Annotated in this window: 11 protein-coding genes; 5 read left to right on the top strand and 6 right to left on the bottom strand. The window is 76.6% G+C overall.

Annotated features, from left to right (window positions below):
- Positions 1–57 precede the first annotated feature (57 nt).
- Positions 58–1065 carry a Gfo/Idh/MocA family oxidoreductase gene (locus QBL21_RS11935; protein ID WP_407562120.1) on the top strand — a complete coding sequence of 336 codons (1008 nt, stop codon included), beginning with the start codon at positions 58–60 and terminating at the stop codon, positions 1063–1065.
- 110 nt (positions 1066–1175) lie between these two features.
- On the opposite strand, the gene QBL21_RS11930 is transcribed toward QBL21_RS11935, so the two are convergent.
- The 3 genes from QBL21_RS11930 to QBL21_RS11920 all read right to left on the bottom strand — a co-directional run bounded on the left by QBL21_RS11930 (position 1176) and on the right by QBL21_RS11920 (position 3890).
- Entirely contained in the window at positions 1176–2171 is a 996-nt protein-coding gene (locus tag QBL21_RS11930) for a hypothetical protein (protein WP_407562119.1), read from the bottom strand.
- A gap of 50 nt (positions 2172–2221) precedes the next feature.
- Positions 2222–2842 (bottom strand): bifunctional 4-hydroxy-2-oxoglutarate aldolase/2-dehydro-3-deoxy-phosphogluconate aldolase, encoded by a 621-nt coding sequence (locus QBL21_RS11925; RefSeq protein WP_407562118.1) that lies wholly within the window; start codon positions 2840–2842, stop codon positions 2222–2224.
- A 76-nt stretch (positions 2843–2918) separates the two neighbouring features.
- Positions 2919–3890, bottom strand: a complete 972-nt coding sequence (locus QBL21_RS11920; RefSeq protein ID WP_407562117.1) for a sugar kinase — start codon at positions 3888–3890, stop codon at positions 2919–2921.
- A 236-nt stretch (positions 3891–4126) separates the two neighbouring features.
- Between QBL21_RS11920 and QBL21_RS11915 the strand changes: the two genes are divergently transcribed.
- A complete protein-coding gene (locus tag QBL21_RS11915; protein WP_407562116.1) occupies positions 4127–6835 on the top strand; it encodes a beta-N-acetylglucosaminidase domain-containing protein in 2709 nt (902 codons plus the stop codon).
- Between the two features lie 171 nt (positions 6836–7006).
- On the opposite strand, the gene alc is transcribed toward QBL21_RS11915, so the two are convergent.
- Together alc and allB are read right to left on the bottom strand one after the other, a co-directional pair.
- Complete coding sequence (gene alc, locus QBL21_RS11910) at positions 7007–8101, bottom strand: allantoicase (RefSeq protein WP_407562115.1); 1095 nt, start codon at positions 8099–8101, stop codon at positions 7007–7009.
- The gene (gene allB / locus QBL21_RS11905) at positions 8098–9459 is read right to left on the bottom strand and encodes an allantoinase AllB (protein WP_407562114.1); all 1362 of its coding nucleotides are present in this window, start codon (positions 9457–9459) and stop codon (positions 8098–8100) included. Before allB ends, alc begins: the two co-directional genes overlap by 4 nt.
- 206 nt (positions 9460–9665) lie before the next feature.
- Here allB and QBL21_RS11900 point away from each other — a divergent pair, with 206 nt between their 5' ends.
- Positions 9666–10460: an IclR family transcriptional regulator gene (locus tag QBL21_RS11900; RefSeq protein WP_407562113.1), complete on the top strand. Its 795-nt coding sequence runs from the start codon at positions 9666–9668 to the stop codon at positions 10458–10460.
- A 119-nt stretch (positions 10461–10579) separates the two neighbouring features.
- Here QBL21_RS11900 and QBL21_RS11895 read toward each other — a convergent pair whose 3' ends face one another.
- On the bottom strand, positions 10580–11005 hold the full coding sequence (locus QBL21_RS11895; RefSeq protein WP_407562112.1) for a DUF5955 family protein: 426 nt from the start codon (positions 11003–11005) through the stop codon (positions 10580–10582).
- Positions 11006–11128: 123 nt separating this feature from the next.
- On the opposite strand from QBL21_RS11895, the gene QBL21_RS11890 reads away from it, so the two are divergent.
- Positions 11129–11776, top strand: a complete 648-nt coding sequence (locus QBL21_RS11890; RefSeq protein WP_407562111.1) for an NTP transferase domain-containing protein — start codon at positions 11129–11131, stop codon at positions 11774–11776.
- Positions 11777–11942: 166 nt separating this feature from the next.
- On the top strand, positions 11943–13544 hold the full coding sequence (gene aceB, locus QBL21_RS11885; protein WP_407562110.1) for a malate synthase A: 1602 nt from the start codon (positions 11943–11945) through the stop codon (positions 13542–13544).
- Positions 13545–13597: the final 53 nt, after the last annotated feature.

Below are 13597 nucleotides of genomic sequence, written 5' to 3'. Positions count from 1 at the left end.
CACGTCCGGTTGTCCTGACAATTGACAATGCCGCTGGCCGCGGGAGATTTTGAGGCCATGCGCATCGGACTCCTCGGCACCGGCAGAATCGGCGCCTTCCACGCGGCCGCGCTGCGGCGACACCCGGACGTCACCTCGCTCGTCGTGACCGACGCGGACCCGCGCCGGGCCGCAGAGGTCGCGGCACTGACCGGCGCCGAGGCGGTCGGCACGCCCGCCGAGGCGCTGTCGGCGGGCGTGGACGCCGTGGTGATCGCCGCCGCCACCGCCGCCCACGCGGAGCTGCTGGGCGCGGCGGCGCGGGCCGGGCTGCCGGTGTTCTGCGAGAAGCCGATAGCCGTCGACCTGGCGGGCACCCGGGCCGCGCTGGCCGAGGTGGCGGCGGCCGGGATCGTGCTCCAGATGGGTTTCATGCGCCGCTTCGACGCGGGGTACGCCGCGGCGCGGGAGGCGGTGCGCGGCGGGCGCCTGGGGCGGCTGCACACCGTACGGACCGTCACCTCCGACCCGGCGCCGCCGCCGGCGGCGTACCTGCCGCTGTCCGGCGGGCTGTACCGGGACTGCGTCATCCACGACGCCGACGCCGTGCGGTGGGTGACCGGGCGGGAGGTCACCGAGGTGTACGCGGCGGGCTCGGACGCGGGTCCGGCGATGTTCCGCGAGGCGGACGACGTCGACACCGCGACGGCGCTGCTCACGCTGGACGACGGCACGCTGGCCACGGCGACGGCGACCCGCGTCAACGCGGCGGGCTACGACGTGCGGATGGAGCTGGCCGGGGAGCGCGACCAGATCGCCGTGGGGCTGGACGAGCGGACGCCGATCACCTCCGTGGAGCCGGGCGCGCCGGCGCAGGGCGGCAAGCCGTGGCAGGGCTTCCTGGAGCGCTTCGCGCCGGCGTACGAAGCGGAGCTGGCGGCGTTCGTCCGGGTGGTCCGCGGCGAGCTGGCCAACCCGTGCGACGGGGCGGAGGCGCTGGCGGCGCTGCACGTGGTGGAGGCGTGCGAGCTGTCGCGCCGGGAGCGGCGCCCGGTGCGGGTGGCGGAGATCGCGGAGGCGCCGTAGGGGCGTGGGCGGCGGGGGGGCGGCACCGGGCCGCCCGTGGGAGTCGCCGGCGCGGGGCGCGGCCGGGCCGGTTCGCGCGAGGCCCGGGCCGGGGGCCGGTGCCGCTCGGCTCAGTCCGCGGCCAGGTCCGCCAGGGCCTCGCGCAGCCGGGCGCGTTCCTCCGGCAGCGGGGGCGTCGGCGTATGGGCCCGGGTCCACTCGGAGACCCGCATCTCGCCGCGCTCCTCGACCACCGCCAGCCGCTCGGTCAGCCGGGTGAAGTCGGCGACCGGGTCGCGCTCCCCGTGCCGCTCCAGCCGCTCGGCCAGCAGGGCGGCGCCGGGGCCTAGGTCGGGGCGGTCGAAGCCGAGCGCGCCGGCGGCGGCCCGCTCGTGCTCCCCGTACCGGTCCGCCCAGAACGTCCACTCCCAGCCCGGCCACCGGCGCAGCCCGCTCGCCCCGGCCGCGCCCGGGAGGTGCAGCAGGGTCCACGCGCAGACGCGGCGGTGCACCGTGTCGACGTGGAGGCCGCCCGCCGGGACCGTGTACCAGCGGTCCGTCAGCCCGTCGTGCGGCACCTGCCCGGCCACGGCGGGGCCGCGGCCCAGCAGGTCGCGCAGCTCCTCGATGCAGATCGCGTACGCGCGGACGCCCCCGCCGTCCGCGACGGTGACTGCCAGCGCGGAGTCGTCCCACGGGTCGGCGGCGGGCAGCCCGGAGGTCCGCGGCGGCCCCGGCTCCGCCTTCGCCAGGCTGCTGCGCACCAGGTCCGCGTCGACCCCCACGTACGCCGCCAGGTCCTCCAGCCCGTCGTACGCCCAGCGGATCCGCCACCCCGGCCACGTCCTGCCCAGCACGGTGAGCAGCGCCCGCCGGTGGACGTAGTCCTGGCAGTGCCCGGTGAAGAACAGCAGCTCGTGCGCGTCGAGATCGACCAGGGCCGCGCCGGCGCACCACACGTCGTCGAGCCAGTCGTCCCGCCCCACCTCGCGCTGGGCGGTGATGAAGCGGCCGGCGCCGCCCGGGCCGTCGAGCAGGTGGACATCGAGGCCGGTGGCGCCCCAGTGCGAGTAGTACAGGTGCCAGTCGCCGTCGCGCACCAGCACGTAGTTGGCCCGGTCGCCCATCGCCGCTCCTCCCTGTCCTCCGGCCGTGACCCGGCGGTACGCCGCCGTGGTCAGGCCGGCGCGAGGCGGGCCAGGAGGTCGGCCGCACGCTTGGCGACCTCCTCGCGGTCGCCGCCGGAGAGCGCCGAGCCCATCCCGACGCCCACCGCGCCCGCGGCGATCCAGGCGGGCGCGTCGGCGATCGAGATCCCGCCGGTGGGCAGCACCGCGGCCTGCGGCAGCGCGGCCCGTACGTCCTTGACCCAGCCCGGCGCGTGCGCCGAGGCCGGGAAGAGCTTCAGCACGTCCACGCCCAGCTCCAGCGCGCGCACCACCTCGGTGGGGGTGGCGACGCCGGCGAAGACCGGGATGCCGTAGCGGTGCGCGGTGGCGACCACGTCGGCGTCGAGGTTCGGCGCGACGAGGTAGCGGGCGCCGGCGTCGACGGCCAGCCGCGCCGAGGCGGCGTCCAGGACCGTACCGGCGCCGATGACCGCCTCCGCGCCGACCTCGCGGCGCAGCGAGCTGACCAGCTCCAGCGCGAAGGGGGTGGTCAGCGAGATCTCCAGGCTGGTGATCCCGGCGGACAGCAGCGAGTCGGCGGTGGCGGCGGCACCGTCGTATGTGTCGCTGCGGACGATGGCGACGACCCGCTGTTCCAGCGCGGCCCGGGTGATCTCCCAGCGGTACACGGTGCTTCCTCCGGCGTTCTGTGTGGGCGGCGCGGCGTGCGCGCCCCGGCGGTACGTCGCGTACGGGCCCGCGGGCTCAGCGGTGGACCGAGTCGCCGCCCGCGGTGAAGGCGGCGAGCGCGCGGTCGCGCGCGGCGGCGGTCGGCAGCCCGTCGGTGTCGGTCACGGTCTGGATGACGAGGGCGGCGACGCAGGCGCCCTCGGCGAGCGCGCGGTCCAGCGGCAGGTCCCGCAGCCGGGCGGACAGGAACCCGGTGGCGAAGGCGTCGCCGGCGCCGACGGGGTCGGCGAGCAGCACGTCGTACGGCGGCTGGTCGACGCGCGTGCCGTCGGCGGTGAGCGCGGTGGCGGTGTGGTCGGCGCGCTTGATCACGACGGTGTCGGTACGCCCGCGCAGCAGCCGGGCGGCGGCGTCGTCGGCGGGCTCGCCGGTCAGCATCTCCAGCTCGTCGTCGCCGGTGAGCAGCAGGTCGGCCTCGGCGAGCAGCGGGCCCACGACCTCGGCCCAGCGCTCGGGTGCGGCGAGCTTGCGGCGGACGTTGGGGTCGAAGGAGACCAGCGCACCGGCGGCGTGGGCGAGTTCGACGAGCTTGGCCGTCGCCTCGGCGGCGGACGGCGACAGGATCGGCGTGATGCCGGAGACGTGCAGCACCCGCACGCCCTCGACGATCTCGGGGCTGATGTGCTCGGGGGCGAGGCGGGAGGCGGCGGAGCCGGCGCGGTAGTACTGCACGTCGATGGCGCGCTGGGGGTGGCTGTCGCGGAGCAGCATGCCGGTGGGCGCGGAGGGGTCGACGTCCGCGTACGAGACGTCCACGCCGTCCGCGCGGAGCTGGGCGAGGACGGCCTCCCCCGCGGGGTCCGCACCGACGCGGCCGAACCAGCGCGCCCGGTGGCCGAGCCGGGAGAGCCCGGCGGCCACGTTCGACTCGGCGCCGCCGATGGAGCGGCGGAAGTTCACGGCGCGCGCCAGCGGCATCCCGGGCTCGGCCAGCATCAGCAGCATGGCCTCGCCGCAGGTCAGTACCTCCGGTGCGGATTCCGCCATCAGTTCCTCCACGGTGGTGGGCACCTTCGTGTTCCGAACGTTATCCCGATCGGCGCCCGCGCCGGTATGGCGGGGGGGCACAGGACGGGCCGGTCCGCGGGGCCGTCGCGGGCGCCGCGGGCGGACGTGAGTCCATGGCGGAGCGCGGGTAAGTCCATTGCCTCCGGGGCGGGTCGGGGCGACGCTCGACGCTGAGTGACGTGTGCACTACACCCCCGAGATCCCGGAGGTTCCGGATGCCCGTCCCCCGCCCGGCCGTCGTCGGCGCCGTACTCCTGGCCCTGGCGCTCAGCCCTCTCGCCGTCCCGCCGGCCGCCGGCGCGCCACCGCCGCCGGCCGGACCCGGTGACATCAGCCCCACCCCGCGCTCCGTCGAGGCGCGCGGCGACAGCGTCACCGTGACCCGCACCGTCACCCTCGTCACGGGGTCCGCGCCCGACGGGCCCGCGCTCGCCGTCGCCGAGAAGGCGCTCCGCGACGCGGGGGCCCGGGCCGTACGTCGCACCGAGACCGCCCCGAGCGAGAGCCGCGGGCTCACCGTCTACCTCGGCGGCCCCGGCGCCAACCCCGCCTCCGCCGCCGCCCTCGCCGCCCTCGGCGTCGAAGGACCGGCCGGGCTGCCCGCCGACGGCTACGTCCTGGCCGCCGGCACCGCCGAGCCCGGCGGCGGCGCCCCCGGCGGCGACGGCATCGTGCTGGCCGGCACCGACGCCACCGGCACGTACTACGCCGCCCAGAGCCTGCGCCAGCTCCTCCCCCACCGCGACTCCCCCGGCACCCGCGTCGCCGGCACCGCCGTCCGCGACTGGCCCGGCACCGGCTGGCGCGGCTCCATCGAGGGCTTCTACGGCGTCCCCTGGTCCCACGCGTCGCGCCTGGACCAGCTCTCGTTCTACGGCGAGCACAAGATGAACATCTACGTCTACTCGCCCAAGGACGACCCGTACCTGCGCGAGCGCTGGCGCGAGCCGTACCCGGCGGACGAACTCGCCCGCATCGCCGAGCTGGTCGAGCGGGCCCGTGCGAACCACGTCGAGTTCACCTACGCCCTCTCCCCCGGGCTGTCCGTCTGCTACAGCTCCGACGCGGAGGTCCAGGCGCTGAACGACAAGTTCCAGACCCTGTGGGACATCGGCGTGCGGACCTTCGCCGTGCCGCTGGACGACATCAGCTACACCGACTGGAACTGCGCCGCCGACGAGGAGCGCTTCGGCACCGGCGGCGGCGCCGCGGGCGCGGCCCAGGCGCATCTGCTCAACCGCGTCAACCGCGAGTTCGTCCGCACCCACGACGGCGCCGAACCCCTCCAGATGGTGCCGACGGAGTACTACGACACCACCCCGTCGCCGTACAAGAAGGCGCTCGCCGAGCAGTTGGACGCGGACGTGCTGGTGGAGTGGACGGGCATCGGCGTCGTCGCGCCCGTGATGACCGTCGCGCAGGCGCGCGACGCCCGCGAGGTCTTCGGCCACCCGATCCTGACCTGGGACAACTACCCGGTCAACGACTACGCGCAGCAGCGGCTGCTGCTCGGCCCGTTCAACGGCCGGGAGAAGGGCCTGCCGGGCGAGCTGGCCGGGATCACCGCCAACCCCATGAACCAGGCCGCCGCGTCGAAGATCGCGCTGTACACGGTCGCCGACTTCGCCTGGAACGACGCCGCCTACGACCCGCGGACGTCCTGGGCCGGGGCGCTCGCCGAGCTGGCGGGCGGCGACCGGCGCACCACCGCCGCGCTACGGGCCTTCGCGGACGCCTCGTACGGCTCGGCGCTCAACCCGGGGCAGGCGCCGGAGCTGTCGGCGGCCGTCGCCGCGTACTGGGACGATGGCGGCGAGGACGCCCTGGACGACGCGCTGGGCGCGCTTGAGGCCGCGCCCGGCGTGCTGCGCGACCGGCTCCCGGACCGGGCGTTCGTCGAGGAGTCCGGCCCCTGGCTGGACGCCACCCGCGACTGGGGCACCGCCGCCCGCACCGCCCTGCGGATGGCCGAGGCCGCCCGCGACGGCGACGGTGACCGCGCCTGGCGACTGCGGCAGCGGCTGCCGGAGCTGGTGGACCGGGCGAAGTCCCACATCTACACGGGACTCGGCGGGCGCGAGGTGCCGGTCGTCGTCGGCGAGGGCGTGCTCGACGCGTTCGTCGCGGACGCCGCCGCCGCGCACGACCGCTCGCTCGGGCTGCCCGCGCGGCCGAAGGGCACGACGGACCTGGGCACGTACCAGGGCAACACCGCGGACCGGATGACGGACGGCGACGACTCGACGTTCTTCTGGAGCGACGGCGCCCCGCGCGCCGGCTCGTGGGTGGGCGTCGACCTGCACGGCGAGCGGGAGATCGGCACCGTCTCGCTGGCGATGGCCAAGTCCGGCAGCCCGGACGACTACCTCGCGCAGGGGGTGCTGGAGTACTCCGCCGACGGCGAGACGTGGACGGAGCTGGCCGCGTTCTCCGGCACGCCGGACGTCGAGGCGACGGCGCCGAAGGGCACCGAGGCGCGGTACGTACGCGCCAGGTCGACGGCGGCGCAGGGCAACTGGCTGGTGGTGCGGGAGTTCGACGTCGCCGGCGGCGGCGCCACGGCGGCGGCCGGCGGCCCGCCGGCCGCCGAGGGCAGCTCCCTGGCCGCCGCCGCGGACGGCAACACCGCCTCCGTCTACCGCGCCGCCCGCGCGCCCGAGGCCGGCGAGGCGCTGGAGATCCGCTACCCGGAGCCGCGCGCGGCCACGTCGCTTGTCGTGCTCCGCCCGCAGTCCGCGCCGCACGCGGGCGCGACCGTGCAGGTACGCAACGAGCCGGACGGCCCGTGGCGCACGGCGGGCCGGCTCGCCGGCGCGTACACCGAACTCCGGGTGCCCGGCGGCGCGGTGGCCGAGGTGCGGCTGCGCTGGTCGGGCGGCGGCGCCGCGCCGCAGATCGCGGACGTGGGGGTGGTCGGCGGCTGAGGGCAGGGCCCGCGGCGTGCCCGGCGGCGGGATCCGCCGCCGGGCCGTCGCGGTCCCGGGACCGCGGCCGGCGGCGCGGCCGGGCCGGGGTCGTCCGCCCGGCCGTCCCGGCCGGGGCGGCACGGCGGCGTGTACCGCAACCGCCCTGCCCGCGCCGGCTCCTCGGTCCCCTCAGCCCGCGCCCGGCGCCCGCCGCGGCGCCAGGCTCCCGTGCAGGCGCAGCCGGGAGATCCCCCCGTCCGGGTGGATGTCGATGCGCGCGTGGGTGCCGACCGCCGGGGGGGCCGGCACGAAGCGGTGGTTGGTGTCCGGCTGGAGCCGGGTGCGCGGCAGCACCTCGGTCCACCCGCCGGTCTCCCCGTCCCGTACGGACACCGCGGCCCAGCCGGCCGCGTTGCCCTTCAGATACGCCGTGTCGATCTCCACCGCACGGATCTCGCCGCGGCCGGCGAGCGCGTAGCGGATCCAGTCGTGGCCGAGATCCCGCCGCCGCCGGGTCTCCCAGCCGTCGTCCATCTGCCGCGAGCGGCCCGGCCGGATGGTGTTGACCGGCGGGGAGTAGAAGCGGTCCGAGGCGTCCTCGACGCGCCCGCCGTGCTCCAGCGCGACGAGGTCGAAGGTGCCGAGCGCCGCCAGCCACACCGGGTCCGCGACGACCTCGCCGTGGACGCGCAGCCGTGCGACGCCGCCGTCGGGGTGCTGGCGCAGCCGCAGGTGCGTGAAGCGGCGGTCGCCCGCGACGGCGAAGCCGTTGGCGGCGTGGCCGCCGACCTCCGTGCGCGGCACCAGTTCGGTCCACGTCACGCCGTCGGCGAGCAGGTCGCCGGGGGACGGCGCGCCGGGGACCTCGGTGCCCTCGACGCTCACGGACCGCGGGTGGTTGCCGCGGAAGTGGGCGGTGTCGACGACGATGCCGCGGACGACGCCGGGGGCGCCGAGGCGTACCAGCGCCCAGTCGTGGTCGTCCGCGGCAGGGTGCGGGGTCTCGGCGGTGGCGCCGCGGCGGCGCCTGGTCTCCCAGCCGTCCATGACCTTGCCCTTGTGGCCGAACGCCGCCGGGTCGAACGCCGCGCGCTCCGGCAGCAGCAGGTTCTCGCGCGGGGCGAAGAACTCGTCGTTCGCCGCGATCACCGCGCCGCCCAGGCGCCGGTCGGCGAGGTCCGGCAGGCCGGCGAAGGGGAGGTCGGCGGCGCGGTAGTCGGCGTAGGGGTCGCCGCCGCCGTACGGGGCGGCGGGGCCGGTGAAGCGGGGGATCTCGGCGGTCATGCGTGCTGCTGCCTTTCGTCCCGGTCGGTGCGGCCGAGGAGCCGGCCGCGGGGTGGGGTGTGGACGCCGCCGTGGTGGACGCGGTGGCCGCGCAGCCAGGTGGACCGCACGACCCCGTGCAGCCTGCGGCCCGCGTACGCGGTGACGGGGTTGCGGTGCTCCAGCCCCGCCGGGTCGACGGTGAAGGCCGCGTCGGGGTCGAGGACGGCGAAGTCGGCGTCGCGGCCGGGCTCGATGGCGCCCTTGGCGGCGAGCCCGGCGAGCCGGGCGGGTCCCGCGGCCATCCAGCGGACGACGTCGGCGAGCCCGTGGCCGCGGCGGCGGGCCTCGGTCCACACGGCGGGCAGGCCGAGCTGGAGCGAGGAGATGCCGCCCCAGGCGGTGGCGAAGTCGCCGGTCTTCAGCTCGGCGGTGGCCGGGGAGTGGTCGGAGACGACGCAGTCGAGCGTGCCGTCGGCGAGGCCGGCCCACAGCAGGTCCCGGTTGCCGGCCTCCCGGATGGGCGGGCAGCACTTGAACTCGGTGGCGCCGTCCGGGATCTCCTCCGCGGTGAGGGTGAGGAAGTGCGGGCAGGTCTCGGCGGTGACGGGCAGGCCGGCGCGGCGGGCGGCGGCCAGGGCGGGCAGCGCGTCGGCGGAGGAGAGGTGGAGTACGTGGACGCGGGTGCCGTGCCGCTCGGCGAGGGCGACGACCCGGTCGACGGCCCGGTTCTCGGCGGCGCGGGGGCGGGAGGCGAGGAACCCGGCGTAGTCGCGGCCGGGGACCGGCGGGGCGCCGTCGAGCACGCCGGGGTCCTCGGCGTGGACGACGAGCAGCGCCCCGAGGCGCGCGGCCTCGGCGGCGGCGCTCTCCAGGTCCGTACCGTCGAGGAGGGGGAACTCCTCGACGCCGGACGGGGAGAGGAAGCACTTGAAGCCGAAGACGCCGGCGGCGTACAGCGGCGCGAGGTCGGCGGCGTTGCCCGGGACGGCCCCGCCCCAGAAGCCGACGTCGACGTGGGCGCTGGGCCGGGCCACGGCCTGCTTGACGGCGAGCGCCCGGGTGTCGGTGGTCGGCGGCAGGCTGTTGAGCGGCATGTCGACCAGGGTGGTGACGCCGCCCGCGGCGGCGGCCCGGGTGGCGGTCGCGAAGCCCTCCCACTCGGTGCGGCCGGGGTCGTTGACGTGCACGTGGGTGTCGACGAGACCGGGCAGCAGCGCGTCGTCGCCGCAGTCCTCGGCGCGGGCGCCGGGCGGCGGGGCGGTCTCGTACGGCAGCACGGCGGCTATCCGGCCGCCGGCGACGGCGACGGCGGCGGGCCGCTCGCCCTCGGGGGTGACGACGCGGCGTGAGCGCAGCACCAGTTCGATGTCCGGCACCCGGTCCCCTCTCGGCGGCAGCCTGCTTCAACGTTCTGTTGAAATGCACTGTCGCCGCGGGTGCCCGCCCCCGTCAAGGCCCCGCGAGGGCGCGTCGGCGCCGGTCGCGGACGGCTCCGCGGGAGGTTCGGTGGATTCCACATGATGAAAGCCGGATTCCGGACCGTTAAGCTGCGGTCGCACCCGTACGGAAGGAACCCCGAAACGTGCCCCGCAGCACCGATGAGCCCAGGCCGCCCGCCGGCGGCGGCGTCCAGTCCCTGGAGCGCGCCTTCGACCTGCTGGAGCGGATGGCCGACGCGGGCGGCGAGGTGGGGCTGAGCGAGCTGGCCGCCGGCAGCGGGCTGCCGCTGCCGACCATCCACCGCCTGGTGCGCACCCTGGTCGCCACCGGCTACGTACGCCAGCAGCCCAACCGCCGCTACGCGCTGGGCCCCCGGCTGATCCGGCTCGGCGAGAGCGCGTCGCGGCTGCTGGGCACCTGGGCACGGCCGCATCTGGCCCGGCTGGTGGAGGAGACCGGCGAGACGGCGAACATGGCGCTGCTCGACGGCGACGAGGCCGTGTACGTCGCGCAGGTGCCCTCGCGGCACTCGATGCGGATGTTCACGGAGGTCGGAAGGCGGGTGCTGCCGCACTCGACCGGGGTGGGCAAGGCGCTGCTGGCGCACCTGCCGGACGAGGAGGTACGGGCCCTGCTGGCCCGTACCGGGATGCCGGCGGCGACGGAGAAGACGATCACCTCGCCGGACGCCTTCCTCAAGGCGCTGGCCGCGGTGCGCGCGGACGGCTACGCGGTGGACGACAACGAGCAGGAGATGGGCGTGCGCTGCCTGGCCGTCCCGGTGCCGGACGCGCCGACCGCCGCGGCGGTCTCGATCTCCGGGCCCGCGGGCCGGGTGACACAGGCGGCGACGGAGCGGATCGTGCCGGTGCTCCAGGAGGTCGCCCGGGAACTGTCGGCGGCGCTGACGGACGCGGCGGCAGGCGCCGCGGACTGACCCGGGGCGCGGCGCGCGCCGGACCGCAGCGGGCGAGCACCGCGCCCTGCGACCTGCGCGTCCCGCTCGCCCCTGCCCGTCCTGGTCGCCCTGTTCGCCCCTGCCCGTCCTGCGACCCGCTACGACACGGACTCCGCCCGCGGCTCACCGGCCGGGCGCCGCCTCGGCGCGCTGCCGAACAGCTCGATCACGTCGCGGACTTCCGCCACCGCCGGCGCCACCGCGCTCACCGAGCCCACCGCACCCGCGACCACCAGCAGCGCCCCGTGCAGCCGCGCCACGTCGGGCGCGCCGTCCGCCGCCATGGCGGCCAGCTCCGCAAGCGCCTCCTCGGCGGGGGCGCGGTCGCTGGGGTGGGCGGGGTGGGCCCGGAGGTCGACGCGCAGCCGGGCCACGGCGGCGGCGAGCGCCGTCACCCGCGGATCGGCGGCGTCCGGCGCGGGCGCCTCCCGCGGCTCACCTGCGCGCGGCGCGCGCCGCGCCTCCCCGTCTCCGTCTCCGGCCGGCACCGTCACCGCGCCCCGGCCCGTACGATCGATTGCCATCGGCAGTCCTCCCCCGCCCGCCCGCTCCCGCCGGCAGCCACGAGGGCGCCGCGTCCCCCCGGGCGATGCCGAGACAGTAAAGCCAACAATGCGTCAGAACGCCACTCGGAACGGGAAATTCAGATGAATAGGAAGATCGGTGCGGCCGAATCTCCCGTCGCCGGGCTGCTGCTCGCCGCGGGCGGGGGGCGGCGGCTCGGCGGGCGGGCCAAGGCGCTGCTGCCGGCCGGGCCGGACGGCCGGCCGCTGGTGGAGCGGGCGGCGGGGGCGCTGCTGGGGGCGGGCTGCGCGCCGGTGCACGTGGTGCTGGGCGCGGCGGAGGACGCGGTACGGGCCGGGGCGCGGCTGTCCGGCTGCGTGGCGGTGTCGAACCCGGACTGGGAGTCGGGCATGGGCTCGTCGTTGCGGGCCGGCCTGGCGTCACTGGAGCCGACGCCCGCCGCCGCGGCGGTGGTGCTGCTGGTCGACCAGCCGCACGTCGGGCCCGCCGCCGTCGCCCGGCTGGCCGCCGCGTACACGGCAGGGGGCGCCGGGCTGGCGGCGGCCGCGTACGACGGGGTGCGCGGCCATCCCGTGCTGCTGGGCCGCCGGCACTGGCCCGGGGCCGCCGCGGGCGCCACCGGCGACCGGGGCGCCCGCGACGTGCTGGCCCGCGCGGCGGACCGCGGCGAACTCACCCTGGTGGAGTGCGGCGACGTGGCGGCGCCCGACGACGTGGACACCCCCGCGGATCTGGCGCTGCTCGACGAGGCGTGGGCCGGCTGGCACTGAGCGCCACCGCGCCCGTACCGAAAAGCCTCTCGACATCAACAGAGCGTTGAACTTCCGGGATAAGGAAACTATTCTCCACAGGCCAGAAGGGTTCGGAACCCGGTTCCGGCCGCCCACGCCACGATCCGCTGCGCCCGGCACCCGGTGCCGCCAAGGAGTGACAGCCATGTCCGCAGTCGTCGCCGCCGCCGAGCCCGCGCCCCGCCAGGACGACGTCCTCACCGACGCCGCCCTCGCCTTCCTCGCCGAACTGCACCGCAGGTTCACCCCGCGCCGCGACGAACTCCTCGCCCGCCGCGGCGAGCGCCGCGCCGGCATCGCGCGCACCGCCGCCCTCGACTTCCTCCCCGAGACCGCGGACGTCCGCGCCGACGACTCCTGGCGCGTCGCCCCCGCGCCGCCCGCGCTCCAGGACCGCCGGGTGGAGATCACCGGCCCCACCGACCGCAAGATGACGATCAACGCCCTCAACTCCGGCGCGAAGGTCTGGCTCGCCGACTTCGAGGACGCCTCCGCGCCCACCTGGGAGAACGTCATCGGCGGCCAGGCCAACCTGATCGACGCCTACGAGCGCCGCATCGACTACACCGACCCCGCCTCCGGCAAGTCCTACGCCCTGAAGCCGGCCGCCGAGCTGGCGACCGTCGTCACCCGCCCGCGCGGCTGGCACCTGGACGAGCGGCACCTGACCGTCGACGGCAGCCCGGTGCCGGGCGCCCTGGTCGACTTCGGGCTGTACTTCTTCCACAACGCCCGCCGGCTGCTCGACCTCGGCAAGGGCCCGTACTTCTACCTGCCGAAGACCGAGTCGCACCTCGAAGCCCGCCTCTGGAACGACGTGTTCGTCTTCGCCCAGGACTACTGCGACATCCCGCAGGGCACCGTGCGGGCCACCGTCCTGATCGAGACCATCACCGCCGCGTACGAGATGGAGGAGATCCTCTACGAGCTGCGCGACCACGCCTCCGGCCTCAACGCAGGCCGCTGGGACTACCTCTTCTCGATCGTGAAGAACTTCCGCGACGGCGGCGCCCGGTTCGTCCTGCCCGACCGCAACGCGGTGACGATGACGGCCCCGTTCATGCGCGCGTACACCGAACTGCTCGTCCGCACCTGCCACAAGCGCGGCGCGCACGCGATCGGCGGCATGGCGGCCTTCATCCCCTCGCGCCGCGACCCGGAGGTCAACAAGGTCGCGTTCGAGAAGGTCAAGGCCGACAAGGACCGCGAGGCGCACGACGGCTTCGACGGCTCCTGGGTCGCGCACCCGGACCTGGTGCCGATCGCCATGGCGTCGTTCGACGCGGTGCTCGGCGACCGGCCGCACCAGAAGGACCGGCTGCGCGAGGACGTGTCCGTGGCCGCCGCCGACCTGACCGCGGTCGACTCGCTGGCCGCGAAGCCGACGTACCCGGGGCTGGTCAACGCCGTGCAGGTGGGCATCCGCTACATCGAGGCGTGGCTGCGGGGCCTGGGCGCGGTGGCCATCTTCAACCTCATGGAGGACGCCGCCACGGCGGAGATCTCCCGCTCCCAGATCTGGCAGTGGATCAACGCGGGCGTGGTCTTCGACGACGGCGAGCGCGTCACCGCGGACCTGGTGCGGCGGATCGCGGCGAAGGAGCTGGCGGACATCCGCGCGGAGACCGGGGCGGAGGCGTTCGCCGCGGGGCGGTGGCAGCAGGCGCACGACCTGCTGCTGACGGTCGCGCTGGACGCCGACTACGCGGACTTCCTGACGCTGCCGGCGTACGAGCTGCTGGACTGACGCGCGCCGGGCGCGGCGGTCCCGGCGGGTCCCCTCTGGCGGAGCGGGGGCGG

Origin of the sequence: Streptomyces sp. 184, assembly GCF_045781775.1 — a bacterium.
Taxonomy (GTDB): domain Bacteria; phylum Actinomycetota; class Actinomycetes; order Streptomycetales; family Streptomycetaceae; genus Streptomyces.
This window is presented reverse-complemented; position numbering and strand designations above follow the sequence as displayed.